Source organism: Collinsella sp. AM38-1BH, assembly GCF_003467545.1.
Lineage (GTDB): Bacteria > Actinomycetota > Coriobacteriia > Coriobacteriales > Coriobacteriaceae > Collinsella.
Genome location: NZ_QSHC01000001.1, coordinates 210,161 through 236,689 on the forward strand (window position 1 = coordinate 210,161; position 26,529 = coordinate 236,689).

At 61.3% G+C, this 26,529-nt stretch carries 22 protein-coding genes; 1 reads left to right on the forward strand and 21 read right to left on the reverse strand.

The genetic code is table 11. The features are described from left to right. Positions 1-27: 27 nt before the first annotated feature. From accD to DW870_RS00900, 10 genes are read right to left on the reverse strand one after another with little or no spacing between them, the layout of a single operon-like run. Complete coding sequence (accD, locus tag DW870_RS00855; protein ID WP_233506174.1) at positions 28-1,746, reverse strand: acetyl-CoA carboxylase, carboxyltransferase subunit beta; 1,719 nt, start codon at positions 1,744-1,746, stop codon at positions 28-30. Continuing rightward, positions 1,739-3,082 (reverse strand): acetyl/propionyl/methylcrotonyl-CoA carboxylase subunit alpha, encoded by a 1,344-nt coding sequence (locus DW870_RS00860; protein WP_117769367.1) that lies wholly within the window; start codon positions 3,080-3,082, stop codon positions 1,739-1,741. Before DW870_RS00860 ends, accD begins: the two co-directional genes overlap by 8 nt. A 10-nt stretch (positions 3,083-3,092) precedes the next feature. Then, the gene (gene fabZ / locus DW870_RS00865) at positions 3,093-3,515 is read right to left on the reverse strand and encodes a 3-hydroxyacyl-ACP dehydratase FabZ (protein WP_117769365.1); all 423 of its coding nucleotides are present in this window, start codon (positions 3,513-3,515) and stop codon (positions 3,093-3,095) included. 9 nt (positions 3,516-3,524) lie between these two features. Then, complete coding sequence (accB, locus tag DW870_RS00870) at positions 3,525-4,001, reverse strand: acetyl-CoA carboxylase biotin carboxyl carrier protein (RefSeq protein WP_117769363.1); 477 nt, start codon at positions 3,999-4,001, stop codon at positions 3,525-3,527. A 3-nt stretch (positions 4,002-4,004) separates the two neighbouring features. Next, complete coding sequence (fabF, locus tag DW870_RS00875) at positions 4,005-5,252, reverse strand: beta-ketoacyl-ACP synthase II (RefSeq protein ID WP_117769361.1); 1,248 nt, start codon at positions 5,250-5,252, stop codon at positions 4,005-4,007. Positions 5,253-5,291: 39 nt separating this feature from the next. After that, positions 5,292-6,065 (reverse strand): 3-oxoacyl-[acyl-carrier-protein] reductase, encoded by a 774-nt coding sequence (fabG, locus tag DW870_RS00880; RefSeq protein WP_117769359.1) that lies wholly within the window; start codon positions 6,063-6,065, stop codon positions 5,292-5,294. 30 nt (positions 6,066-6,095) lie between these two features. Next, positions 6,096-7,022 carry an ACP S-malonyltransferase gene (locus tag DW870_RS00885; protein WP_117876612.1) on the reverse strand — a complete coding sequence of 309 codons (927 nt, stop codon included), beginning with the start codon at positions 7,020-7,022 and terminating at the stop codon, positions 6,096-6,098. Continuing rightward, the gene (gene fabK / locus DW870_RS00890; RefSeq protein WP_117797420.1) at positions 7,010-7,954 is read right to left on the reverse strand and encodes an enoyl-[acyl-carrier-protein] reductase FabK; all 945 of its coding nucleotides are present in this window, start codon (positions 7,952-7,954) and stop codon (positions 7,010-7,012) included. Before fabK ends, DW870_RS00885 begins: the two co-directional genes overlap by 13 nt. A 2-nt stretch (positions 7,955-7,956) precedes the next feature. Further along, the gene (locus DW870_RS00895) at positions 7,957-8,193 is read right to left on the reverse strand and encodes an acyl carrier protein (protein WP_117797419.1); all 237 of its coding nucleotides are present in this window, start codon (positions 8,191-8,193) and stop codon (positions 7,957-7,959) included. A gap of 52 nt (positions 8,194-8,245) precedes the next feature. Further along, on the reverse strand, positions 8,246-9,205 hold the full coding sequence (locus tag DW870_RS00900) for a 3-oxoacyl-ACP synthase III family protein (protein ID WP_117876614.1): 960 nt from the start codon (positions 9,203-9,205) through the stop codon (positions 8,246-8,248). Between the two features lie 176 nt (positions 9,206-9,381). Between DW870_RS00900 and DW870_RS00905 the strand changes: the two genes are divergently transcribed. After that, positions 9,382-10,158 (forward strand): biotin--[acetyl-CoA-carboxylase] ligase, encoded by a 777-nt coding sequence (locus DW870_RS00905; protein WP_158565175.1) that lies wholly within the window; start codon positions 9,382-9,384, stop codon positions 10,156-10,158. Positions 10,159-10,273: 115 nt separating this feature from the next. Here the strand turns inward: DW870_RS00905 and rpsJ are convergent, their stop codons facing one another. From rpsJ to rplJ, 11 genes are all read right to left on the reverse strand, one after another. Then, complete coding sequence (gene rpsJ / locus DW870_RS00910) at positions 10,274-10,582, reverse strand: 30S ribosomal protein S10 (protein ID WP_022094184.1); 309 nt, start codon at positions 10,580-10,582, stop codon at positions 10,274-10,276. 60 nt (positions 10,583-10,642) lie between these two features. Then, the gene (gene fusA, locus DW870_RS00915) at positions 10,643-12,742 is read right to left on the reverse strand and encodes an elongation factor G (RefSeq protein WP_022094183.1); all 2,100 of its coding nucleotides are present in this window, start codon (positions 12,740-12,742) and stop codon (positions 10,643-10,645) included. A gap of 19 nt (positions 12,743-12,761) precedes the next feature. Next, complete coding sequence (gene rpsG, locus DW870_RS00920) at positions 12,762-13,235, reverse strand: 30S ribosomal protein S7 (protein WP_006235013.1); 474 nt, start codon at positions 13,233-13,235, stop codon at positions 12,762-12,764. 73 nt (positions 13,236-13,308) lie between these two features. Further along, a complete protein-coding gene (gene rpsL / locus DW870_RS00925) occupies positions 13,309-13,686 on the reverse strand; it encodes a 30S ribosomal protein S12 (protein WP_006235012.1) in 378 nt (125 codons plus the stop codon). A gap of 451 nt (positions 13,687-14,137) precedes the next feature. Beyond that, positions 14,138-15,214 carry a DUF4179 domain-containing protein gene (locus DW870_RS00930; protein WP_117876618.1) on the reverse strand — a complete coding sequence of 359 codons (1,077 nt, stop codon included), beginning with the start codon at positions 15,212-15,214 and terminating at the stop codon, positions 14,138-14,140. Further along, entirely contained in the window at positions 15,165-15,683 is a 519-nt protein-coding gene (locus tag DW870_RS00935; protein ID WP_117734324.1) for an RNA polymerase sigma factor, read from the reverse strand. Before DW870_RS00935 ends, DW870_RS00930 begins: the two co-directional genes overlap by 50 nt. Before the next feature lie 309 nt (positions 15,684-15,992). Next, the gene (locus DW870_RS00940) at positions 15,993-20,468 is read right to left on the reverse strand and encodes a DNA-directed RNA polymerase subunit beta' (protein ID WP_199573565.1); all 4,476 of its coding nucleotides are present in this window, start codon (positions 20,466-20,468) and stop codon (positions 15,993-15,995) included. A gap of 6 nt (positions 20,469-20,474) precedes the next feature. Then, positions 20,475-23,903, reverse strand: coding sequence for a DNA-directed RNA polymerase subunit beta (locus DW870_RS00945; RefSeq protein WP_233547370.1), 3,429 nt, complete (start codon positions 23,901-23,903; stop codon positions 20,475-20,477). 350 nt (positions 23,904-24,253) lie between these two features. After that, positions 24,254-25,162 carry a UTP--glucose-1-phosphate uridylyltransferase gene (locus DW870_RS00950; protein WP_117637621.1) on the reverse strand — a complete coding sequence of 303 codons (909 nt, stop codon included), beginning with the start codon at positions 25,160-25,162 and terminating at the stop codon, positions 24,254-24,256. Between the two features lie 314 nt (positions 25,163-25,476). Then, entirely contained in the window at positions 25,477-25,854 is a 378-nt protein-coding gene (rplL, locus tag DW870_RS00955; RefSeq protein ID WP_006235005.1) for a 50S ribosomal protein L7/L12, read from the reverse strand. Positions 25,855-25,956: 102 nt separating this feature from the next. Beyond that, on the reverse strand, positions 25,957-26,478 hold the full coding sequence (gene rplJ / locus DW870_RS00960; protein ID WP_055250258.1) for a 50S ribosomal protein L10: 522 nt from the start codon (positions 26,476-26,478) through the stop codon (positions 25,957-25,959). Positions 26,479-26,529 lie beyond the last annotated feature (51 nt).

Below are 26,529 nucleotides of genomic sequence, written 5' to 3' on the forward strand. Positions count from 1 at the left end.
CAATGTGACATGTGGGCTGTCCCTTTGTCACATCGTGCGGTACTGACCGATTGCGCGGTACTTTTCGTAGCGGAGGTTTGTGAGGGTCGCGTCGTCGAGCCGTCCAAGCGTATCGAAGGCATCAAATGCCGAGGACATGACGGCACGGGCGATTTCCTCATGCGACAGGCCCCTATCGTCAACAATGCCGTCGATGATGCCGAGCGCCAACAGATCGGGGGCCGTGAGCTTAAGCGCCTCGGCGGCCTCATTCGCGCGCTCGGTATCCTTCCACAGGATCGACGCACAGGCCTCGGGGCTCACGACCGAATAGGCCGAGCTCGAAAGCATAAAAATGCGATCAGCCACGGACAGCGCCAGCGCGCCACCAGAGCCGCCCTCGCCTGTCACCACCGAGACAATCGGTGTCTTAAGGCCGCTCATCTCCATGAGATTCCGGGCAATCGCCTCGCCCTGGCCGCGCTCCTCGGCACCGATGCCGCAAAACGCACCCGAAGTATCGACCAGGCACAGAACCGGTCGACCAAACTTTTCGGCCTGGCGCATAAGGCGACGCGCTTTGCGATAGCCCTCGGGATGCGCCATGCCAAAGTTGCGGCGCATACGCTCTTTGGTCGTGGTGCCGCGCTCGATGGCGATGACCGTTACGGGGTGTCCGTCTTTCCAGCCAATGCCAGCCACCACAGCGGCGTCGTCGCCAAAGTAACGGTCGCCGTGCAACTCCACAAATCCGTCGAGGCCCAGCGAGATCATCTCCCCCGCCGTGGCTCGATCTGCCGAGCGGGTCTGCTTGACAATCTCGAGCGCGGTTTTTGGTGCCGTCGAGCGCTTGAACAAGTGTCCCAGCTTTTTGCCGCGGCGACCCGTATGCACGATTTCATGCGGTGCCCCCAGGCCGGGTGCGTGCCCTTCGTGCAGCGCCAGCAGCTCGCCTACCGTGAGCGCAATCTCGCCACGCGGAACAACGGCATCGCAAAAGCCATGCTCCAGCAAAAACTCGGAGCGCTGGAATCCTTTGGGCAGGCGCTTGTGCATGTTCTGCTCGATCACGCGTGGACCGGCAAACGCCGTCAGGGCATCGGGCTCGGCCAGGATAATGTCGCCCTCCATGGCAAAACTCGCGGTTACGCCTCCGGTCGTGGGATCGGTGAGCACCGTGATATACAGGCCGCCCGCCTCACTGTGGCGCCTAACCGCCGCAGAAATCTTGGCCATCTGCATAAGCGATGTCACGCCCTCTTGCATGCGCGCGCCGCCCGAAACGGTAAAGCCGACAACTGACAATCCCAGCTCGGTCGCACGCTCAAATGCGTGGCAGATCTTCTCGCCCACCACGGAGCCCATCGAACCCATCATAAAGTTGGCATCCATAAAGAAGAGCGCGGTATCGCAGCCGCAGATTTTACCCTTGCCGCACACAACGGCATCGCGCTCGCCCGAACGCTCGCTCACGCTCTTGAGCTTGTCGGCATAGCCGGGAAACGAGAGGAAATCCTCCGACGCCAGATTGGCATCCCATTCCTCAAACGTGCCCTCGTCGACCGTCATGCGCATGCGCGCGCGACCGCTCACGCGAAAGTGTTTGCCGCAACGAGGGCAGACCTCAAGGTTGTCGTGCAGGCGTGCCTCATCGATCACGCGGCGGCACTCCGGACACTTGATAAATACGTGGCGCGCGGGAAACTCGGCGCACGACTCGGTCATCGGCCCCTCGAGGACGTTGACCGTCTTCGCTTTTCTATTCATCAGCATAGAGATGCCCCATCAGATCGGTGTGGTACATGCCCGACAAGAACTCATCGTTTGCCAGCACGTCGAGCTGAAGCTCGCTGTTTTCGCTCACGCCCTCAATCACGAGCTCGCCCAGGGCCGAGCGCATCTTGCGAATGGCGCCGTCGCGCGTGGGCGCACACACGATGAGCTTGCCGAGCATGGAATCGTAGTACGGCGGGACTTTCGCACCGGTAAACATGGCGGAATCCCAGCGCACGCGCGGACCACCCGGCACACGCAACGCGGTGACCGTTCCGCATGACGGCAGAAAGTCCGGCGTTTCGGCATTGATGCGGCACTCCATGGCGTGGTTGCGGACCGGTACGTCCTCCTGCTCAAAGGGCAGGGGCTGGCCGGCCGCCACGCGCAGCTGCCACTTGACCAAGTCGGTATCGGTCACAAACTCCGTAACCGGATGCTCCACCTGCAAGCGCGTGTTCATTTCCATAAAGTAGAAATTGCCGTCGTCCGAATACAGGAACTCGATGGTACCGGCTCCTTCGTAGCCGACGGCACGAGCCAGGTCACGCGCTGCCTTGTGCATGCGAGCACGAATGTCGTCGTGTCCGTCGAGGCACGGCGCGGGGCTCTCCTCGATTAGCTTTTGGTTGCGGCGCTGCACCGAGCACTCACGCTCGCCGAGCGAAAACACATGGCCCTGCTTATCGGCCATAATCTGCACCTCAACGTGGTGCGCCGGCGCGACGAACTTCTCCATGTAGCACTCGCCGTCGCCAAAAACGGCTTCCCCCTCGGCACGCGCCTCGATGAACGCCTTTGCCGCATCTTCCACGCGCTCGACCTTGCGAATGCCGCGACCGCCACCACCTGCACGCGCCTTAATAAGCACGGGGCAGCCAATGCGCTCGGCCTCGGCCGTTGCCTCCTCGGGGCTTTTGAGCAAATCACAGCCCGGCACGATGGGCACGTCCGCCGCGGCAGCCGTTCGACGCGCGGCGTCCTTGTCGCCCATGCTGTCGATCACCTCGGCCGAAGGACCGACAAACGCCAGGCCATACTTGTCGCAGTCGCGCACGAAGCTCGCCTTCTCGGAAAAGAAGCCATAACCGGGATGAATTGCCTTAGCTCCCGACTTTACGGCACAGGTGAGCACGGCATCGTCGTTGAGGTAGCTCTCGGCAAGACGCGGGCCGCCGATGCAATACGCCTCGTCGGCAAGCTGCACGTGCAGCGCGTCCGCATCGGCCGTGGAGTAGACGGCGACGGTCTTGATGCCCATATCGCGGCACGCGCGGATAACACGGACCGCGACCTCGCCGCGGTTGGCGATGAGCACTTTGTCGAACATGAAGCCTTCCTTAACTTTCGTGCATGAGTGCAAAAGACATATCGGCGCGACAGCAAACCTCACCGTTGACGCTCGCAGTACCCGTCGCAAAGCGGAACGGCCCGCGCGCACGCGTGATGGAGCACACCAGATCTACCGTGTCGCCCGGGCGCACCGGACGCTTAAAGCGCACCTTGTCCAGACTCGTGTAGAACGGTGTCGCACCGCGAGCTTCCTCATCGCCCATCAGCAGCACGCAGCAGTTCTGGGCGAGCATCTCGCACTGAATCACGCCGGGGACGACCGGGTTTCCCGGAAAATGCCCCTGCAAAAAGTACTCGTCGCCCGTAATCGTGATCTTGCCGTGGGCCTCGTTGCCCACCAGCTCGGCTTCGTCGAGCAAAAGCATCGGCTCGCGATGCGGCAACAGTTTCTTGAGCTCTTCTTTGTTCATGGATATCACCTATCCGATCCTCATGAGGCAGCTGCCAAACTCCACGAGGTCGCCGTCGGCCACGCAGATCTCGAGTACCTCGCCATCCGCCTCTGCCGTCACCTCGTTGAGAACCTTCATGGCCTCGATGATGCAGAGGGTCTCGCCGGCCTTGACCTTGGAGCCCACGTGCACAAACGGCTCGTCGCCCGGCGCCGGGGCAGCATAGAAAACGCCGACCATGGGAGCGGTCACCTCGGTGCCCTTGGGCTCCGGTGCGGCGGCAGGCGCCTGCGCGGCGGGCTCCGGTGCGGCGGCAGGCATGGCGACAGGAGCCACCGCCGGAGCAGTCACGGCACCCGGCATAGGCATGGGCACGGCAACCGGCCGCGCGGCGCTCGCGCGCTCGAGTTCGACCGCGGTGCCATCGGGCTCCTCAACGCGCACGCGCGTGAGGCCGCGGTCCTCCATAACATCAGCTATCTCAGCAAGTCTTTTGGAATCCATGCTCTAGCTCCTTGCATATCTACGCAGCGCGATGGCGGCATTGTGTCCGCCAAAGCCCAGATTGGTCGAAAGCGCCCAGGTAAGGTCGGCGCGAACCGCGCGATTGGGCGTGTAGTCAAGATCGCAGGCGGGATCGGGCGTGTGGTAGTTAATGGTCGGCGGCACCACACCCTGCTCGAGCGCCATGGCACAGGCCATGACCTCGATGGCGCCCGTGGCACCGATCATGTGGCCGGTCATCGACTTGGTCGACGAGACATGTGCGGCGCGCGCCGCGTCCTCGCCGAGCGCTCGTTTGATGCCCGCAGTCTCGGACGAATCGTTGAGCTTGGTCGAGGTGCCGTGGGCGTTGATGTAGAGGCCCTCGGAAGGCTTAACGTCGCCCTCGGCCACCGCCAACGATATCGCACGGGCGATACCTGCCGCGTCCGGGTCGGGACTCGTGATGTGGTAGGCGTCATCGGTGTTGCCGTAGCCCACGACCTCGGCGTAAATGTGCGCACCGCGAGCCTGTGCGTGCTCCATACCCTCGAGCACGAGCACGCAGGCGCCCTCGCCCATCACAAAGCCGTCGCGGTCTGCATCGAACGGGCGACAAGCCGTCGCGGGATCGGGGTTGGTGGTCAATGCGCGGCAGGACGTAAAGCCCGCAACGGCATCGGGGATAATGGCGGCCTCGGCGCCGCCGGCCAGGATTGCATCGGCATAGCCGTGCTTGATGGCGCGGAACGCCTCACCCACCGCATGGGCCGAGGTTGCGCACGCGGTCACCACGGGCAGGGTCGGGCCCTTTGCCTTATGGCGAATCGCGATGTTGCCCGAAGCCATGTTGGGGATCATCATCGCGATCATGTAGGGCGATGCGCGACGAGGCCCGCGATCGGCAATCGTGTGGACGTTGTCGACAAGCGTCTGCATGCCGCCCACGCCCGAGCCCACGTAGACGCCCAAGCGCTCGCGATCGATGGCGCCTTCGACATCAAAGCCCGCATCGTGCATGGCCTCGTCCGACGCCGCCATCGCAAACTGAACACAGGGGTCGAGATGCTTGGCGTCATGCTTGCCAAAGTACTCATTGCCGTCAAAACCCTTGACCTCGGCCGCCACCTTGACGGCAAATGCATCGGTATCAAAGTGCGTGATCGGACCGATGCCGCACGTGCCGGCGCACATGGCCGCCCAGGTGGCAAGCGCGGTGTTGCCGAGCGGCGATACGGCACCGATGCCGGTGATTGCAACTCTCTGTTCCATCATGGTCTCCTCATCCAAGCTGTTGTGTGGCTCTGGTTTCTACATCGCCATTCCGCCGTCGACGCGTATGACTTCGCCCGTAATGTAAGCAGCCGCATCGCTCACTAAAAAGCGCACCACACCGGCCACCTCCTCGGGCTGCGCCATACGCTTAAGGGGAATCTGCTCCTCGGTTGCCGCACGCACCTTCTCCGAGAGCTTTGCCGTCATATCCGTCTCGACAAACCCGGGGGCGACCGCGTTCACTCGTACGCCGCGGGGCGCAAGCTCGCGCGCCACCGCCTTGGTCAGGCCGATCACGCCCGCCTTGGAGGCAGCGTAGTTGGCTTGCCCGGCATTGCCAATCAGGCCCACGACCGAGCTCATGTTGACGACGCAGCCGCCGCGCTGGCGCATAAAGGTCTTGGTGAGCGCGCGCGTCGCATTGAACGTGCCCTTGAGATTGACATCGAGCACGCGGTCGAAGGCATCGTCGCCCATGCGCACGAGCAGGCCATCGCGGGTGATACCGGCGTTGTTGACGAGCGCCCAAATCGAACCAAAGTCGTTGAGCACGGCCTCAATGCACGCATTGACGGCATCGGGGTCGGCCACATCGCATTGATACGCGCGAGCTGTGGCACCAGCGGCCTCGCAGGCTTCGCACGTCTCGCGCGCCGCATCGACGCTACCGGCATAGACGACGGCGATATCAAAGCCGTCCTCCGCCAGGCCAACCGCACAAGCGCGGCCGATACCACGCGAGCCGCCCGTGACCAGTGCCACGCGACGTAAGTCGTTGCGCTCGAGCGTGCCGTTGTTCAAATTGCCCATGTCATTCCTTTCGGGTTACAGCCCTGTGGACTATGCGAGCTCGTCGGCAATAGCTGCGACCTGCTCGGCTGTTTCGCACGAATACACGCAAACGTCGCTCAGCGTACGCTTGACCAGGCCGGACAGCGTTTTGCCAGGGCCAACCTCAATAAACGTATCGATGCCCTGATCCTGCAGAGTATGCAGCGTGTCGACCCAGCGAACGGCATGACTCACCTGGTTGGCCAAGACATCCGATGCCGCTCGCGGGTCCGCCGGATAGGGCGCCGCCGTCATGTTTGCCATGACCGGAATCAGCAGCGGAGACGGCGCGTGGCCGGCTTGGATATACGTCGCCAGCCCCTCAGTCGCCTCGACCATATAGGGGCTATGAAATGCACCCGACACCGCGACTTTCATAGCGCGGCCGCCAGCCTCTTTTACCAGGACGTCGAGGGTCTGCAACGCATCGGGCGTTCCAGCCACAACCGTCTGCTGCGGGCTGTTGTAGTTGACCGGCCAGCAGTCCTCGCCGACCTGCGAAGCCAGGTTCTCGACTTGCGCCGCATCGAGTTTGATGACGGCGCGCATGCCGCCGGGGTGACGCTCGGCAGCCGCGGCCATCAGCGCCGCGCGCTCGCACACGAGCTCAAAGCCCGCTCGCGTATCGAACGCCCCCGCAAAGGTGAGCGCGGCGACCTCGCCCAGCGAAAATCCCGCACAGGCGGCAGGCACCACGCCGCGCTCACGCAGTGCGGCAGCCGCTGCCAGGTCATGGACGAACACGCAAGGCTGCGTGTTCTCGGTCTGCGACAGCTCCTCCTTGGAGGCGCTCCGGCACTGCTCGCTGGTTCCCGGACGCACCTCGTCGGCGATCGCGAACACCTCGGCAGCCGCCGGCGATGCCTCGATCAGGTCGACGCCCATCGCAGGGTGTTGGGCGCCCTGGCCGGCAAACAGAAACGCTACGCTACCCATGCGGACGCACCCTTCAGGACGCGCTCGGCGCCATCGACCAAGTCGTCAACGATTTCACGTGCGCTCTGGCACTCGTTGACCATGCCGGCAATCTGTCCACACAAAAACGAACCCTCTTCGTAATTGCCGTCCATGGCGGCCTTGCGAAGGGCGCCGGTGCCCATGGCCCCGAGCTCCTCGGAGCTTGCGCCCGCCGCCTCGCTCTTGGCATACGCGTTGGTGAAGGGGCTCTTAAGCGCACGCACCGGATGTCCCGTCGAGCGGCCGGTCGCACGCGTCGAGGTGTCGTTGGCCTTCAGGACCATCTCCTTGTACTGCTCCGATACGGTGCACTCGTCTGCGACCAGAAAGCGCGTACCCACCTGCACGCCGGCGGCACCCAGCATAAAGGCGGCCGCCACGCCGCGGCCGTCGGCAATACCGCCGGCGGCCACGACGGGAATGTCGACCGCATCGACGACCTGCGGCACCAGTGCCATCGTCGAGGTCTCGCCAATATGGCCGCCCGATTCGGTGCCCTCGGCAACAACCGCCGTGGCTCCACGACGCGCCACGAGGCGCGCCAGCGCCACCGAGGCAACGACCGGGATGACCTTGATGCCCGCCTCGTTCCACGCCTTCATGTACTTGGCGGGATTGCCGGCGCCCGTCACGACGACCGGCACTCGCTCGTCAATCACGACCTGCGCGACCTCGTCGGCAAATGGGCTCATGAGCATGACGTTGACGCCAAAGGGCTTATCCGTCTTGGTGCGCAGCTCGTGAATCTGATCGCGCAACCAGTTTGCGTCGGCATTCATGGCCGCGATAATCCCTAAGCCGCCTGCCTCGGACACGGCAGATGCCAGCGAGGCATCGGCAATCCAGGCCATGCCGCCCTGGAACACGGGCTTTTCGATGCCGAGCAGCTCGCAGAGAGGAGTCTTGAGCATCTCTACTTCTCCAATGCCGCCTCAACCGTATCGACGAACTCGCCGACCGTCTTAGGGTTCTCCTCGGTATCGAGCTGAATATCGAACTCGTCCTCGACGGCCACGAGAATCTCGACGGTACCCAGACTGTCGAGGCCGATCTCCTCGAGCGTGGACTCGGGCTTCATCTCGACGTCGTCAAGGCCGGCGGTCTCGCGGATAACGTCGCAAACGCGCTCGAAGGTCTTCTGATCTGCCATGGTAGTTCTCCTTTGTTTGTGCCCTAGGGGCGTTTTTATTTCCTATGTGCGACTACTTCCAACGAAGCAGATAGCCACCTATATCCAGGCCGGCGCCAAATCCAACGAGGGCGATGGTGTCGCCCGCATTCAGTGCGTCGGTACGTGCCAGCCGGTCAAGCGCAAAGGGAATGCAGGCGCTCGAAATGTTGCCGGTCTCGCGCAGCGTTCGAATCACGCGCTCGTCTGGCACGCCGAGGCGCTTGACCGCCTGGCTCAGGATTCGTTCGTTAGCCTGATGGAATACAAAATGATCGATATCTTCGACCGAAATGCCCGCATCGCTCGCAAGCTTATGGACCATGTCGCAGATGGCGTTGACGCCGAACTTGAACACGCGGCGGCCATTCATGGACAGCACGCTCTCGCTATCTGCGGAGGCCTTAAACGGCGAGGTACCGACCAGACCGGGAACGCGCAACGTCTCGACATCGGGTGCGGTCGAAAGCTCAACAGCGAGGGGATTCTCTCCCCCAGCCTCTATGACCACAGCACCCGCGCCATCGCCAAAGAGCACGCACGTGGCACGGTCGGTCCAATCGAGCGCGCGCGTCATCTGCTCGGCGGCAATGACCAGCACATGCTCGGCGCGACCGCGGGCGATATAGCCCTCGGCGACATCGAGCGCAAATACGAAGCCGGCACAAGCCGCCGAGACATCGAAGGCAGGGCACGTCGCGCCTAGTCGCTCAGCAACGGCACACGCCTCAGCGGGAACAAGGTGATCACCTGTCGTCGTCGAGCAGACGATCAGATCCAGCTGGCTCGCGTCGATTCCGGACACCCGGAGTGCCCACTCGCTCGCCGCTACGGTAAGGTCGTCAAGTGACTCGGTGGTGCAGACGTGGCGGCTCTTGATACCTGTGCGGGTAAAAATCCACTCATCCGAGGTATCGAGGAACTCGGACAGCTCGTCATTGGAAACACTGCGCTCAGGAAGCGCCGAGCCTGTTCCAAGAATCGTGAAACCCATCACTAACCTCCTTTGAGTTGTTGACGTGTTTACATCGACCAAGAGAGGATAGCGCATTTTTGTCGTTGTTGACGTGTTAACATTAAATTGTCCAAATGCGACAAAGGCTTCACATTGTGTCTATCTCTCGAGACCATTGCGTTATTCACTTATTCATTAAGGAGGTGGCAGCCATAATGGATGCCAAATTAACGATAGTCGACGTAACCGGATCGACCAACGATGACCTGCTCGAAGCAGGAAAACAGGGAGCGCCGCACGGCACAGGACTTGCCGCCCGGGCTCAAACAGCAGGACGTGGCCGGCGCGGGCACAAGTGGGACTCAACCGTCGGCAACTTATTGCTTTCGATTGTCCTGCGCCCATGCGTTAATCCTGCAAAGTTCTCTGGTCTTGCCGCCGTCAGCGGCCTAGCGGTGCTCGAGGCGCTCGAAAAACAGGGTCTTGCAAACGAAATTGGCCTCAAATGGCCCAACGACCTGGTCGCGCGTGAACGCAAACTCGGCGGCATTCTGGTCGAGGCCGCACGCGATAACGAAGGCAAACCTTTCGCCGTATGTGGCATTGGCGTCAATGTGAACTATGCGCCCCAAGAGGTGCCCGATGGCGGCTTGCCGGCAATCGATCTCTCGGACCTTAACGAGAACGTTCCTGCCGTCGACATGCTCCTCGATGAGGTCTATCACGCAGTTATAGACGCTGTAGATGCCTGGGCAGAGCGCCTCAACGCCAAGGAAAAAGACGCCGGTCCGCTCGCGCCCGTCCACGACGAATATATCGCTCACCTCAATTGGATTGGGAAGCACGTTATCGCCCGCTCACCCGCTGGAGACGAGCTGGCACGCGGCATCTTTAAAACCGTTGATGCCTTTGGTCGCGCGTGCATCGAAACGGAAGACGACTTGCGATCCTTCCATTTTGAGGAGGCATCGCTGCGTCCCGTGAGCGAATAGGGCGCCGCAGCCACCTACTCGTCAGCATTGTCCGACAGTCCAAACCACCATTCAAAACAAAAGGGCCCCGCTACCGTAACGGCAGCGGGGCCCTTTAAGCTATGAGCGATATCGCTTAGAGCTTGATGTCGATGTCGACGCCAGCGGGGAGGTCGAGACGCATGAGCGAATCAACGGTGCCCGAGGTGGGGTCGAGGATGTCGATGAGGCGCTTGTGGGTGCGCATCTCGAACTGCTCACGGGAGTCCTTGTTCACGTGCGGCGAGCGGATAACCGTGTACAGGTTGCGCTCGGTGGGCAGGGGGACAGGACCGGAAACGCGAGCGCCGGTCTTCTGAGCGGTCTCGACGATGAGCTTCGCGGACTGATCGACGACCTCGTGATCATAGCCCTTGAGGCGAATGCGGATCTTCTGGGTAGCCAACTTAAACCTCCAAAGAGTGCGAGAGATGTTCTCGCGGATTACGTAACAGGGAGCTCAAACTTAGGCGTTCTTGCTCATGACCTCGTCCACGATGGACTTGGGCGCGGGCTCATAAGAGTCGAACTGCATCGTGTAGGATGCACGGCCCTGGGTCTGGGAGCGAAGGTCGGTAGCGTAACCGAACATCTCGCCCAGCGGCACCTTGGCACGGATGAGCTTGCTGTTCTTGCGATCCTCCATGCCCTCGATCTTGCCGCGGCGACCGGAGAGGTTGCCCATAACGTCGCCCATGTACTGCTCGGGGGTCTCGACCTCGACAGCCATGATCGGCTCGAGCAGCTGCGGATCGGACTTCTTGAGGGCGTCCTTGATAGCCATGGAGCCGGCGATCTTGAAGGCGGCCTCGGAGGAGTCGACCTCGTGGTAAGAACCGTCGAACAGGGTGACCTTAACGTCGAGGACCGGGAAGCCGGCGATAACACCGGTGTTCAGGGCCTCCTGGATGCCCTTGTCGATGGACGGGATGTACTCCTTGGGCACGACGCCGCCGACGATAGCGTTGACGAACTCGTAGCCGAAGCCCTCCTCCATCTTCTCGAGCTTGATGACAGCGTGGCCGTACTGACCGCGACCGCCGGACTGACGGACGAACTTGCCCTCAGCCTTCTCGACGTCGTGACCAGCGGTCTCGCGGTAGGCAACCTGGGGCTTACCGACGTTAGCGTCAACCTTGAACTCGCGGAGCAGACGGTCGACGATGATCTCGAGGTGCAGCTCGCCCATGCCGGCGATGATGGTCTGGCCGGTCTCGTGGTTGGTGGACACCTGGAAGGTCGGGTCCTCCTCGGCGAGCTTGGTCAGAGCCAGGGACATCTTGTCCTGCTCGGCCTTGGTCTTGGGCTCGATGGCAACGTCGATAACGGGCTTAGCGAACTCGATCTTCTCGAGGACGATCTCCTTGCCCTCGGCGCACAGGGTGTCACCGGTGGTGGAGTTCTTGAAGCCGACGCAAGCGACGATGTCGCCGGCGGCAGCGTCGTCACGGTCGATACGCTCGGCGGCGTTCATCTCGAGGATGCGGCCGAGGCGCTCGCGCTGACCGTTGGAAGCGTTGACCACGTAGGAGCCGGACTCGGCGCGGCCGGAGTAAACGCGGACATAGGTGAGCTTACCGACGAACGGGTCGGTCATAATCTTGAAGACCAGGCCGGAGAAGGGCTCGTCGAAGGAAGGATGACGCTGGATCTCCTCGCCGGTGTCCGGATCGGTACCGGTGACGGCCTCAACGTCGAGCGGGCTGGGCAGGTAGTCGACGACAGCGTCGAGCAGCTCCTGAACGCCCTTGTTCTTGTAGGCGGAACCCACGAAGACGAGGTTGAGCTCGTTGGCCAGAACGCCCTTGCGCAGAGCAGCCTTGAGCTCCTCGACGGTGAAGTCCTCCTCCATGAGGATCTTCTCCATGAGCTCGTCGTCAAAGCTGGCAGCAGCGTCAAGGAGCTCCTCGCGCTTGGTGGCAGCGATGTCGGCAAACTCAGCCGGGATCTCGTCCATCGGCTCGGGGTAGGTCATACCCTTCTCGTCGGCCTTGAAGTCCCATGCAGTCATGGTGACCAGGTCGATGACGCCCCAGAAGTTGTCCTCGGCGCCCATCGGGACCTGAGCGGCCACGGCGTTAGCGTCGAGACGATCCTTCATGGTCTCGATAGCGTTGAAGAAGTCAGCGCCCACGCGGTCATACTTGTTGATGAAGGCGATGCGGGGGACGTTGAAGGTGGAAGCCTGACGCCAAACGGTCTCAGACTGGGGCTGAACGCCGGCAACGGCGTCGAAGACGGCGACAGCGCCATCGAGGACGCGCAGGCAGCGCTCGACCTCGGCGGTGAAGTCAACGTGGCCCGGGGTGTCGATGATCTGGATGCGGTAGTCCTTACCGTCCTTGTTCCAGAAGCACGTGGTAGCAGCGGAGGTAATGGTTACGCCGCGCTCCTGCTCCTGAACCATCCAGTCCATGGTGGCAGCGCCCTCATGGACCTCACCGATCTTGTGGGTCTTACCGGTGTAGTAAAGAATACGCTCGGTCGTGGTGGTCTTACCGGCATCGATGTGGGCCATGATGCCGATGTTACGGGTATCGGAAAGCTTGTACTTAGGCTTAGCCATGTTAGTTCCTTACCTTAACTTACCAACGATAGTGAGAGAACGCGCGGTTGGCCTCGGCCATCTTGAAGACGTCCTCACGCTTCTTGACGGAAGCGCCCAGGCCGTTGGAAGCGTCGAGGATCTCATTGGCGAGACGCTCGGCCATGGTCTTCTCCTTGCGAGCGCGGGAGAAGTTGACGATCCAGCGGATACCCAGAGCGGTGGAACGACGGGAGTTGACCTCCATCGGGACCTGATAGGTAGCGCCACCGACACGCTTGGGCTTAACCTCGAGCGTGGGCTTGACGTTGTCCATAGCCTTCTTGAAGGTAGCGAGAGCGTCGCCACCCTCAGACTTCTCGGCAACGATCTCGAAAGCGGTGTAAACGATGCGCTCAGCGGTGGCCTTCTTGCCGTCAAGAAGGACCTTGTTGATGAGCTGAGTCACCAGGCGGTTGTTGTAAACGGCGTCAGGCTGAACCTCACGACGATTAGCTGCTGCACGACGCGGCATGTGAAATCTCCTTAAGTGTCTACCGTGCGGCGCTTAGGCGGCACACGGCGAAAGTATCAAAACGTTATCTGGCTTATTTAGCCTTGGGGCGCTTAGCACCGTACTTGGAACGGGCCTGCATACGGTTCTGGACCGGAGCAGCGTCGTAGGCGCCACGGATGACGTGATAACGGACACCAGGGAGGTCACGGACACGACCGCCGCGGACGAGCACGATGGAGTGCTCCTGCAGGTTGTGGCCCTCACCCGGGATGTAAGCAGTAACTTCGATGCCGTTGACGAGGCGAACACGGGCAACCTTACGAAGAGCCGAGTTCGGCTTCTTGGGGCTCGTGGTGAAGACGCGGGTGCACACGCCGCGCTTCTGGGAGTTGTGCTGCAGAGCAGCGTTCTTGGACTTCTTGGGCACGGAACGACGGCCCTGGCGAACCAGCTGGTTAATAGTAGGCAAAGCGTACTCCTTCTCGAATGATTCCAGCTTTCTGTAAAGTGCAACGGCTTGAATCGAGGGGTCAGCATCCCCCTACGAAACACGCAGTTCGATAGGATACGTGGCGTTAGCTGTGCCGTCAACAGACCACGCCGCCGGGCGTATCCCAGAATTGGCACATTTCCGCAAAGCCTACACAAAAGGAATCCCCTCCTGTGCGCGGGGGCGGATTCCCGGGCCGGGCGGCACAGGGGTTAAGTTTGCTGCTCTACAGTCCTGGCTCGCACGGAGGCCACATTAAGTGGCCTCCGGCTCGTGCGGAACTCGCGACAAACTTAACCCCTGTGCCGCCCGGGCCGGGGATCCGACGTGCTCGTCGGGGCAACGTTACCTGCCAAAAAGGGACAGGTTTGTTTTGGCAGGTTTTATCTGGGAAAAGGCCGCTTCCCCTAGTAGAAAGCGGCCCCAAATCTTACGAATAGACGATGGTAAAGGGTTCCGACGTTTCGGCGCCCCCTGTTGAAGTGCAGCGTGTGCCTTCGAGCGTTACTGAAACCACTTGGTCGACATCAATCAACTTCGTTGGCACCCAAATGTTCTCTCCGCTATTGCGTCCCATCGAAACATAGAAATTGTACGCCCCTGCGTCGTCATCTTCGATAATCTGCTCTGACCCATCCTTGTAGGTGACGGTCAGTTTATGATCAACTGCTTCATAGCCCAGATCATCGATGTGCGTCTGGATGGAAAACGGACTGATCTCGAGAGGCGAGTCATCGGAGCGGAGTTCTTTTGTATCGACGTGCGCTCCGACGTTAAACTCTGGCGTCGATACCTCGATCACCTTCGCATCCTCACCTTTGCCCTCCGTCCAACTGATATTCCAGGTGACCGCATGTCGTAAATCTCGATCGCGATTCCAAGATGCAAAGTACATCGTGCCGTTAATGACCGTGTCGCTTGATGTGTCTTTATCAATGGTGCAGCGTGTATCAGCCCATTCCTCGCCGAAGTTCATGCTGGGCGTGCCGATGCCCTGTTCTTCTTCACCATAGAGAACAAGTTCGCCAGTCTCTGCTGCCGGCTTGTAGTAGTTAACACCATTTGGATTGGACAACGTAAACGTTACGGCACCGCAACCGTTTTTATCGATAGCCATATCATGAATGTCGAGTGTATAGCCGTTGCCCTCGACGGACAGATTGACCTTCTGTACTGAACCCTCCAAGCTTTGGGGCGCGATACCATCACCAAACTCTCTGGTGTAGGTATATTTAGTCCCCGACGAGCCACCTTGAGTCCAGGTAATGGACTCTCCGTTGCCATGGTTTCCCCAGGCAGAGGCAAAATAACTGGAATTGACGACGGCGTAGGCGACCCCTCCGGTCGCCAGCACTCCGGCAAGGCATCCGATCACGGCAACATACAGAGGCTTCGCGTGACCCTTTCGGCGAAGCGGCTCACCAGTAGCGGCATAAAGAACACGGTCAGCAAGATCGCTATCGGCTTGGACGGACTCGAAGGCCTGCTTGATTTGGTTGGATTTCACGGTCGCCCTCCTCTAGGATGAACTTGAGTTTCGATCTGCCGCGAGCTAAACGCGTTCGAACGGTCGCGGCTGGCACGTGCAGCAACTCGGCAATCTCTGAAGTCGAGAAGCCCAGATAGTAATAGAGCACGATGGGGATACGGAATCGTTCCGGAAGCCGCATGACATCTGACAGGACGGCCTTGGTCTCATCCTGCGCTGTCGAAAGCGACTCGGCCAGGTTCTCAATATCCTCCACACGCCTCCATGGCTTTCGAAAGAGCGATTTGCATTCATTGATCGTGACCCGGATAAGCCATCGACGAAGATGTTCCCAGCTCTCAAATTGCACATCGCTTTTGAGCAGTTTAAGAAAGACGTCTTGGGCAACATCGTCGGCATCGGCGCGATCGCGCAGGTACGTCAATGCGATCCGAAACACGACATCCCGGTGGTCTTCGACCGCCTGTCTAAATGCTTGTTCTTCCATAATCACCTCCCGGTGACGTTAATAATTCTTGGTGAGGCCCTCACCTTAGATACGCTCTTGTCGGGCGAAATGTTTCAAATTCAAGCAGGAAAAACCGACCAAAATAAACCTGTCCCTTTTGGCAAGGGATCAACGAAACGCAACAGGTTGAGCATACGCAAGCGAGCAGCCCCCAGAGCGTACAAGGTGGCATGAAAAAGGCAGGGCATTGACCTTTTGGTCATGCCCTGCCCTTTGAATGACAGATTGTAGCTCTGGGGGCCGCGCAGCGACGGAGGTCGCCGCCGTTCGTTAGAACGGCGGAACTAGTTACTCCTCGTCGTTGTCCTTGGCCTCTTCGGCGTCGTCGGTGTCCACGAGCTGGTTGAGCAGCTCGTCGAGGGAAGCCATGTCCTCGTTGATCGCGCCGTTGGCGGGAGCCTTCTTGTCGTCGATCGGGGCGCCCAGGAGCTCCTCGTCGGCGTCGGCGTGATGCGTCGGAGCAGAGGTACCCAGCAGGATGTCGTCCGGACCGTCGGGGCTAAAGACCATCTGCAGCAGCTGCGAGAGGTCTTCCTCGTCGGCAACGTCGTCGTTGTTCTCGAGGATGTAGAGCAGGTCGTGGGCCTCCAGGCCGTCACGGAGCTCCTCGATCGCCTTGGCACCGATACCATCGATGCGCAGCAGATCCTCCTCGGACTTGCCGACCAGGTCGCCGACCGTCTCGATGCCGACCTCGCTGAACTTGTTGGTCCAACGCTGCGACACGCCCAGGTCGTCGAACAGGTACAGGCGAGCCTTCTCGGCGGAGATGGTATGGCCGTTGCGGGTGAACGAACCGTCAGCACCACCGAACTCGTCGTAGCCGGCCCAGTCGAGCTGCTGCGGGAGCTGCTCGTCCAGGTCCTTGAGCTCCACAGGGGCCCACTCAGGCAGCGACTTGGCGTTGGGCGAAGCCGGGCCGTCGATGTCCACGTAGCCGTCGGCCGTGCGATACGTCAGCTTGGCGTTGGCGTACGGCTTGAGGCCGGTACCAGCCGGGATCTTCTTACCGACGATGACGTTGGACTTAAGGTCGAGCAGGTGGTCGACCTTGCCCTCGATGGCAGCCTCGGTAAGGACGCCAGCGGTACGGATGAACGAAGCGCTCGACAGCCAGGAGTCGATGTTGGACGCGACCTTGAGCGTACCCAGGATGACGGGCTCGGCCACGGGAGCCTGACCGCCCAGACGGGCAACGCGCTCGACCTCGTCGGCGAACTCGTAGCGGTCGACGTACTGACCAAGCAGGTACTTGGAGTCGCCGGGGTTGGTGATCTGAACGCGACGCAGCATCTGACGTGCGAGCACCTCGATGTGCTTGTCGTTCAGGTCGACGCCCTGGCTGGTGTAGACGTCCTTGACGCTCTCGACGAAGGTGTGCATCGTCGACTCGATGTCGGTCAGCTTGCGCAGGTTGCGGAAGTTGACGAAGCCCTTGGTGATCTGGTCGCCGGCGCGAACCTCGCAGCCGTCCTCGATCTCGGGCATGAAGCGCACCGAAGCGGGGACGCGACGCTCGTCGAGGACGCGGGTGTGATCCTCGGAGTCGGTGAGCGTCAGCACGTACTCGGACTTCTCGGGCTTAATCGAGAGGTGGCCGGAGTACGGAGCCAGCTCGGCCTCGCGACCCAGGATCTTCTCGTTGACGTTGCCGACGATATCGAACATACGGCTGACCGTAGGCAGACCCTGCGTAATATCGTCGACGCCAGCGACGCCGCCGGAGTGAATGGTACGCATCGTAAGCTGCGTACCAGGCTCGCCGATGGACTGGGCGGCAATAATGCCGACCGCGGTACCAATGGCGACCGGACGACGGGTGGAAAGATCCCAGCCGTAGCACTTCTGGCACACGCCGTACTTGGAGCGGCAGGTGAGCAGTGCTCGAAGCTTGACCTTCTTAAGGCCGGCATCGACCATCTTCTGGATGTCGGCGACCTTCTCGATGTAGCCGTCCTGCTCAAAGAGCACGGTGCCATCGGGAGCCACGACGTCCTCGATGAAGCAACGGCCGACGAGGTCGGTGTTGAGGTCGGTGGTACCGGGGATGATGAGGTTGTAGGTGACGCCCTCGTGCGTACCGCAGTCCTCCTCGCGGACGATGACGTCCTGGGCCACGTCGACCAGACGACGGGTCAGGTAACCAGAGTCCGAGGTGTGGGATGCGGTATCGACCAGGCCCTTACGGGCGCCGTAGGTCGAAATGAAGTACTCGAGCGGCAGCAGACCCTCGCGGAAGTTCGCCTTAATGGGAAGGTCGATCGTCTCGCCGGACATGTCTGCCATCAGGCCACGCATGCCGCCGAGCTGACGCAGCTGGGTCTTAGAACCACGGGCGCCGGAGTCGGCCATCATGTAGAGCGGGTTCTCCTCGTCGAACAAGTCGAGCATGAGCGCTGCGACCTTGTCGGTACAAGCGGTCCACTCGTTAACGACTTCGATGTGGCGCTCCGTCTCGTTGATGAAGCCCTCCTCGAAGTACTCGTTGATCTGGTCGACGTTGGCCTGGGCGCGGTCGAGCAGCTCCTGCTTCTCGGCAGGGATGAGAGCGTCCCACACCGAGATGGTGAGGCCGGCGCGGGTAGCGTAGTGGAAGCCGGAGTACTTGATGGCGTCGAGGATCGGGCCGACCTTGGCCTCGGGGTAACGATCGCAGCAGTCGGCAACCAGCTTGGCCACGTCGCCCTTGACCATCTTGTAGTTCATGAACTCATAGTCTTCGGGCAGGCACTGGCGGTTGAAGATGATGCGGCCGATAGAGGTCTCAAAACGCGCGGTCTTGTTGCCGGTGACGTCGTAGTCGACGAACTCGTTCTTGCCGTTCTTGACGCGGAAGATACGGGTGCCGTCCTCGTTGATGACGTTGGCGTTCTCGGCGGACACGCGGACCTGGATCTTGGCCTGCATGTCGACCTCGGAGCGGCAGTCATAGGCGTGCAGCGCGTCGTCGAAGCTGGCGAACACGTGGTTCTCGCCGGGCAGGCCGTCGCGGACCTGGGTGAGGTAGTACACACCGATGATCATGTCCTGCGAGGGGATGTTAACCGGCTTGCCGGATGCCGGCGAGCGCAGGTTGTTCGCAGAGAGCATGAGCACGCGAGCCTCGGCCTGGGCCTGGCTGGACAGCGGCACGTGGACAGACATCTGGTCGCCGTCGAAGTCGGCGTTGAAGGGTGAGCAGACCAGCGGGTGCAGGTGGATAGCCTTGCCCTCGACCAGCACCGGCTCAAAAGCCTGGATGGACAGACGGTGCAGGGTCGGTGCACGGTTGAGCAGCACGACGCGGCCGTCGATGACCTCTTCGAGGATATCCCACACAAAGGTGGCACCGCGGTCGATAGCACGCTTGGCGCCCTTGATGTTCTCGACCTTGCCAAGCTCGACCAGGCGCTTCATGACGAAGGGCTTGAAGAGCTCCAGCGCCATGGTCTTAGGCAGACCGCACTGGTGCAGCAGCAGCTTGGGGTCGGTAACGATGACCGAACGGCCGGAGTAGTCGACACGCTTGCCCAGCAGGTTCTGACGGAAACGACCCTGCTTGCCCTTGAGGGCCTCGGCGAGCGACTTGAGCGGGCGACCGCCACGGCCAGAGACCGGGCGACCACGACGGCCGTTGTCGAACAGGGCGTCCACGGACTCCTGGAGCATGCGCTTCTCGTTGTTCACGATGATCGCAGGGGCGTCCAGGTCGAGCAGGCGCTTGAGTCGGTTGTTACGGTTGATCACGCGACGATACAGGTCGTTGAGGTCGGACGCGGCGAAGCGGCCGCCGTCGAGCTGGACCATCGGGCGCAGATCGGGCGGAATGACCGGGATGACGTCCAGGATCATGTTCGCGGGGCTGTTGCCGCCCTTCAGGAAGGCGTCAACGACCTCGAGGCGCTTAACGGCCTTCTCGCGCTTCTGCTTCTGGGAGTCCTCGTCGGCGATGATGGCCTTGAGCTTCTCGGCCTCGGAGGGCAGATCGATGGCGGCGAGCAGGTCGCGGACGGCCTCGGCACCCATGCCACCCTTAAAGTACATGGAGTAGTAGCGGGTCATCTCGCGGAACAGTGGCTCATCGGAGATGAGGTCGCGCTCGGTGAGCTTCATGAAGGCGTTGAAGGCGTCCGTGCGGAGCTGCTTCTCGTCCTTGCACTCTTCCTCGATGTCGACGATACCAGAGGCGATCTCCTCGGGGGTCAGCGGCTCCTCGTCGGAGAACTCGTCAAAGTTCTCGGGGTTGCCCTGCTCCTTGAGGGACTCGATCTGGCGGGCGCACTCGGCATCGATCTCTTCCAGATCGGCGGCGAGCTCCTCGCGCAGGTCGTCAGCGTCGGCCTCGCGGGCCTCGTAGTCGACCTCGGTGATGATGTAGCTGGCAAAGTACAGAACCTTCTCGAGGTCCTTGGACTTGATGTCGAGCATACGGCTCATCGGGAAGCTCGTGGGGCTCTTGAAATACCAGATGTGGGACACGGGAGCGGCGAGCTCGATGTGGCCCATGCGGTCGCGACGCACCTTGGCCGAGGTGACCTCGACGCCGCAGCGCTCGCAGACGATGCCCTTAAAGCGGATGCCCTTGTACTTGCCGCAGGAGCACTCCCAGTCCTTGGCGGGACCGAAGATCTTCTCGCAGAACAGGCCGTCCTTCTCGGGCTTGAGGGTACGGTAATTGATGGTCTCCGGCTTCTTGACCTCACCGTGCGACCAGGAACGGATCTGGTCGGCGGAGGCAAGGGAGATCTTTACCGAGTCAAAATCAGTAGCTTCGAAATCTGCCACAGTCAACTACTCCTTATCAGTGGTCGTGGCGGCGACAGCCTCGGGTGCCTCGGCGGTCTCGGCATCCTGGGCCTCGGCGTCGGCGTCAACGCCGGCGAGCGCAGCCAGGTCGTCGAGAGCAGAGGTCTCCTCGGCGGTCACAGGGGCGGAGGCGTCCTCGTCGGCATCGTGCATGGGCTCGATGTCCAGTGCGAGGGAGCGGATCTCCTTGACGAGAACCTTGAAGGACTCGGGGATACCCGGAACCGGGACGTTCTCGCCCTTGACGATGGACTCGTAGGTCTTGACGCGGCCCACGGTATCGTCGGACTTGACGGTCAGGATCTCCTGCAGGACGTTGGAAGCACCGTATGCATACAGTGCCCAAACTTCCATCTCGCCGAAGCGCTGGCCGCCGAACTGAGCCTTGCCGCCCAGCGGCTGCTGGGTAACCAGGCTGTAAGGGCCGGTCGAACGGGCGTGGATCTTGTCGTCGACCATGTGGCCGAGCTTGAGGATGTAAGACGTACCCACGGTAATGGGCTCGCGGAACTCCTCACCGGTGCGGCCGTCGAACAGGCGGGTCTTGCCGCGCTCGTCAAGCTGGGTAACAAACTCGGGGCGCATGTGATCGCCAAAGGCAGCGGTGGCCTTGTTGAGCATGTTCTTGTTGGCGCGACGGATGACCTCGGCGATCTCGTCCTCCTTGGCGCCGTCAAAGACGGGCGTCGCGGTGAAGAACGGACCGGGGACGTACTTGTCGGAGTCGGCCTGCTCGGTATCCCAACCGCAGGCAGCAGCCCAGCCAAGGTGGCACTCGAGCAGCTGGCCGACGTTCATACGCGAAGGAACGCCCAGCGGGTTGAGGATAACGTCGATCGGGGTACCGTCAGCCATGTAGGGCATGTCCTCGACCGGCAGAACGTTACAGATAACGCCCTTGTTGCCGTGGCGGCCGGCGATCTTATCGCCCTGCTGGATCTTACGACGCTGGGCGACGTAGACGCGCACCTGCTCGTTAACGCCGGGGGCCAGGTCGTCGCCGTTCTCGCGGCTAAAGCGGACGACGTCGATGACGCGGCCGTAAGCGCCGTGAGGCATCTTAAGGGAGGTGTCACGAACGTCGTGCGCCTTGGCACCGAAGATGGCGCGCAGCAGGCGCTCCTCGGCAGTCAGAGCACTCTCGCCCTTAGGCGTGACCTTGCCGACCAGGATGTCGCCAGGGCCGACCTCGGCGCCGATGCGGATGATGCCGTCCTCGTCAAGGTTGGCAAGCATGTCCTCGGAGAGGTTCGGGATCTCGCGGGTGATCTCCTCGGGGCCGAGCTTGGTGTCGCGGGCGTCGATCTCGTGACGGGTGATATTGATGGTCGTCAGCAGGTCCTCGGCCACCAGGCGCTCGGACACGACGATACCGTCCTCGTAGTTGAAGCCTTCCCACGGCATGTATGCCACGGTGAGGTTCTGGCCCAGTGCGAGCTCGCCATGATCGGTCGAAGGACCGTCGGCCAGAGGCTCGCCCTGCTCAACGGTGTCACCGACGCGCACGAGCGGACGGTGGTTGATGCAGGTGGACTGGTTGGAACGCTGGTACTTGGCCAGGTGATACTCGTCCATGCCGCCAGCGTGCTTGACGATAATCTTGGAGGCGTCGGCAAAGATGACCTCGCCGGCGTTCTTGGCCAGGGTGACCTCGCCGGAGTCCAGGGCGGCGCGACGCTCCATGCCGGTACCGACATAGGGAGCGGCGGGGTGAACCAGCGGCACGGCCTGACGCTGCATGTTGGCGCCCATGAGCGTACGCTTGGCGTCGTCGTGCTCAAGGAACGGGATCAGCGTGGCTGCGACGGAGAGCATCTGACGCGGCGAGACGTCCATGTAGTCGACGTCCTCGACGGGCACGTCAGCGGGAGCGCCGAAGGAGCCGTCGAAGTCGCGGGTACGGGCGATCACGGTGTGCGGACGAACGATCTTGCCCTCGGCATCGGTCGTGATGAACTCGTTGGTCTTGGGATCGAGCGGCGTGTTGGCCGGCGCGATGACGTGCTTCTCTTCCTCGTCAGCGGTCATCCAGTCGATCTGGTCGGTGGCAACGCCGTTCTCGACGCGACGGAACGGGGCCTCGATGAAGCCGTACTCGTTGACGCGGGCGTAGAGGGCGAGCGAGCCGATCAGGCCGATGTTGGGGCCTTCGGGGGTCTCGATCGGGCACATGCGGCTGTAGTGCGAGTTGTGAACGTCGCGGACGGCCGTCGGCACGTTGGTGCGGCGGCTGGAGCCGGACTTGTGGCCGGCAAGACCGCCAGGGCCGAGTGCGGACAGACGGCGCTTGTGGGTCAGACCGGTCAGGGGGTTCGCCTGGTCCATGAACTGCGAGAGCTGCGAGGAACCGAAGAACTCCTTGATGGAGGCCACGATCGGACGGATGTTGATGAGCGACTGCGGGGTGATCTCGTCGATGTCCTGGGAGCTCATGCGCTCACGGACGACGCGCTCCATACGGCTCATGCCGATACGGAACTGGTTGGCGACGAGCTCGCCGACGGTGCGGATGCGGCGGTTGCCGAAGTGGTCGATGTCGTCGACCTTGAAGCCCTGCTCGCCGGCAGCGAGGGACAGGAGGTAGCGCAGCGTCGCGACGATATCCTCGTCGGTGAGCACCGTGACCTCTTCCTCGGTGGTGAGGTTGAGCTTCTTGTTGACCTTGTAACGACCGACGCGGGCCAGATCGTAGCGCTGCGGGTTAAAGAGCAGGCCCTCGAGCAGGCTGCGGGAAGCGTCCACGGTGGGAGGCTCGCCCGGGCGCAGGCGACGGTAGATCTCGATGAGGGCGTCCTCGCGGGTAAGGGCGGTGTCGCGCTCCAGGGTGCGCTTGATCACATCGGAGTTGCCGAGCAGCTCGATGATGTCGTCGTTGGTGACGGCGATGCCAAGGGCGCGCAGGAACATCGTGGCGCTCTGCTTGCGCTTACGGTCGATGGAGACCATGAGCTGGTCGCGCTTGTCGACCTCAAACTCAAGCCAGGCACCGCGGGACGGGATGATCTGGGCCTTGTAGATCTGCTTGCCCGAATCCATCTCGGAGCTGTAGTACACGCCCGGGGAGCGGACGAGCTGCGAGACGACGATACGCTCGGTACCGTTGATGATGAAGGTGCCCTGATCGGTCATCATGGGGAAGTCGCCCATAAAGACGAGCTGCTCCTTGATCTCGCCGGTCTCCTTGTTGGTGAGACGGACGTCGGTCAGAAGCGGAGCCTGATAGGTCATATCCTTCTCGCGGCACTCCTCGACGGTGTGCGCGGGGTCGCCGAACTGATGCTCGCCGAAGGTAACCTCGAGAACATGGTTCTGGCTCTGGATGGGGCTGGATTCCTTGAACGCCTCACGAAGGCCCTCGTCCTTAAAACGCTCAAAGGATTCCCTTTGAACAGAGATAAGGTTGGGGAGCTCCATGGCCTCCGGGATTTTCCCGAAGCTGACGCGCTTGCGCTCAGTGGCAGTGTATGCGTAGGTCACCAGGTTTTTCCTCCTTCACGGAAATGCTCGGTGGGTTGGCGAGGCATAGCTTCGCCAGTTATCGCAACCTAATAGTTTATCAGGTACCGACCGTTGGGCAAGAAAAGCCTTGACGCGATTGAGTTTTTGGAGTAGCAAAGTTTTTCGGCAGAAAACACGCAGGTAGATGTATGTGTATCGAACACCTGTTCATATATTTTCTGTGAACAGAGAGTCGACAATCGAAGCTCTTATAAAAAACGGGCGCGAACCGAGGTCCGCGCCCGTAAATGTCGATGCCCGAAGGCTTATTTGCGCATCAAGCCGCCGCGCTCGTCGATGGCGTCCCAGAAGGCGCTGGCAAAGCGAGGATCGCTTGCGGCCATGAGGGCGTTGGTGGCCATCCAGCCAGACGGAGTGCCGGTGTCGTAGCCCGAGAGCGGATCGATGACGACAGCATACATGGCCTCACGGTCAAGCGAGCGAGCCATGGCGTCGGTGAGTTGAATCTCGCCGCCCTTGCCGGCCTGCTGATCGGCGAGCAGGTCCATAACCAGCGGGCTCAGCAAGTAACGACCGACGATGTACAGGTTGGACGGAGCCGCCTCGGGAGCAGGCTTCTCGACCAGACCGCCGATGCGCCAGACAGCGCCCGGCTCGGCATCGGCAACGCCCTCGGCGCCCTCGAGCGAACCGACGCGCTCGCCGGCGATAACGCCGTAGCGGCTGACTTCCTCGGGCGAGCAAGCAGCGACGGCGATAACCGAAGCGCCACCGTGCTCCTTGGAAACGGCGAGCATCTTGTCGCAGATGTCGCGGTTAGGCACAACGTAGTCGCCCAGAAGAACCAGGAAGTTCTCCCCTGCCACGGCGTCGGCAGCAGAGCGGATAGCATGGCCGAGGCCCTTGGGCTCGTACTGATAACGGAAGTCGACCGGCATACCACCAGCGTGGGCGACGGCATCGGCATAGGCGTTCTTGCCGCGCTCGCGCAGCAGGTTCTCGAGCGAACGATCGGGCTGGAAGTAGTTCAGTAGCTCGGGCTTACCGGGAGAAGTAACGATGATGGCATCGTCGACCTCCTCGGGGTCGAGCGCCTCCTCAACGACATACTGGATGACCGGCTTGTCGAGAACCGGCAGCATCTCTTTGGGGGTGCACTTGGTGCCAGGCAGAAAACGCGTGCCAAGACCGGCGGCGGGGATGATTGCCTTCATGTTATTCAAGGATCCTTTCGCAGGCGCAAAAGCGCCCCATGCGTGCGGCACACAGCCGCAGACCAAATTGCGATACCCAAGCATCTTACCGCTGGAACTATATATCACTACAAGGCAGAGACAATTCTTCAGCAGGTCAACGCAAATTATTGCTCGAATGGTGCAATTTTATTGCCCAACGGCAGGGCACCCGATACGACGTAAATCACAGAACATGGCAGTTTGAGCAACCGATGTCGAGGGACCGAAAAACAAAAAAGACGGGGCTCGCAATGCGAACCCCGTCTGCAAAGAAATCTGGCGAGAAAGCCTGATTACTTGAGGGTGACAGCAGCGCCAGCAGCCTCGAGCTTCTCCTTGGCAGCCTCGGCGTCCTCCTTCTTGGCACCCTCGAGAACAGCCTTGGGAGCACCCTCGACGACCTCCTTGGCCTCCTTCAGGCCAAGGTTGGTGAGCTCACGGACGGCCTTGATGACCTGGATCTTGTTGTCGCCGAAGCCCTCGAGCACGACGTCAAACTCGGTCTTCTCCTCGGCCTCAGCAGCGCCAGCAGCGGGAGCGGCGACAACAGCGGCAGGAGCAGCGGCGGAAACGCCGAAGGTGTCCTCGATAGCCTTAACGAGCTCGGAAGCCTCGAGAAGGGTCATTTCCTTAAGAGCATCGATGATCTCATCGGTGGTAAGCTTAGCCATTTCTAAGTCCTTTCGGTTTCCGTGCTGATGCACGGAGATCAGTTAAAACACGGCGCGAATGCGCCAGGGGTGCGGCGTTGCCGCCGCGGGTGAAAACAGCGACTAGGCTGCCTTCTGCTCGGAGACCTGCTGGATCGAACGAGCGAGACCAGAGGAAACGCCGTTGACGCAGACAGCGATGTCGCGAGCGAAACCGGAGATGAGACCGGCGATCTGGCCGAGAAGCTGATCCTTGGTGGGCAGCTCGGCGATAGCCTTAACATCATCAGCGGAAACGGCCTTGCCGTCGGAGATACCGCCCTTGATCTCAAGGACGCCCTTGGACTTAGCGGAGAAGTCCTTAAGGGCCTTAGCGGCCTCGACCGGCTCGGTCTCGTAGAACACATAAGCGACGGGGCCGGCGAGAATCTCGTCGATCTCGGGCTGCTCCTGGTTCTTGAGGGCGATCTTGACCAGGTTGTTCTTGTAGACCTTCATCTCGGCGCCGCACTCGCGAAGCTGATGACGCAGCTCCTGAGCCTGCTTAACCGTCAGACCGTTGTAGTTGACGACGAACAGACCGGCGTTCTCGGCGATACGGGACTCGATCTCTGCAACCTTGTCGATTTTGTACTGCTGGGGCATGAATTACACCTCCTCGAATTCTTTCCGGGCACGGTCCGCCACAAGGACGTG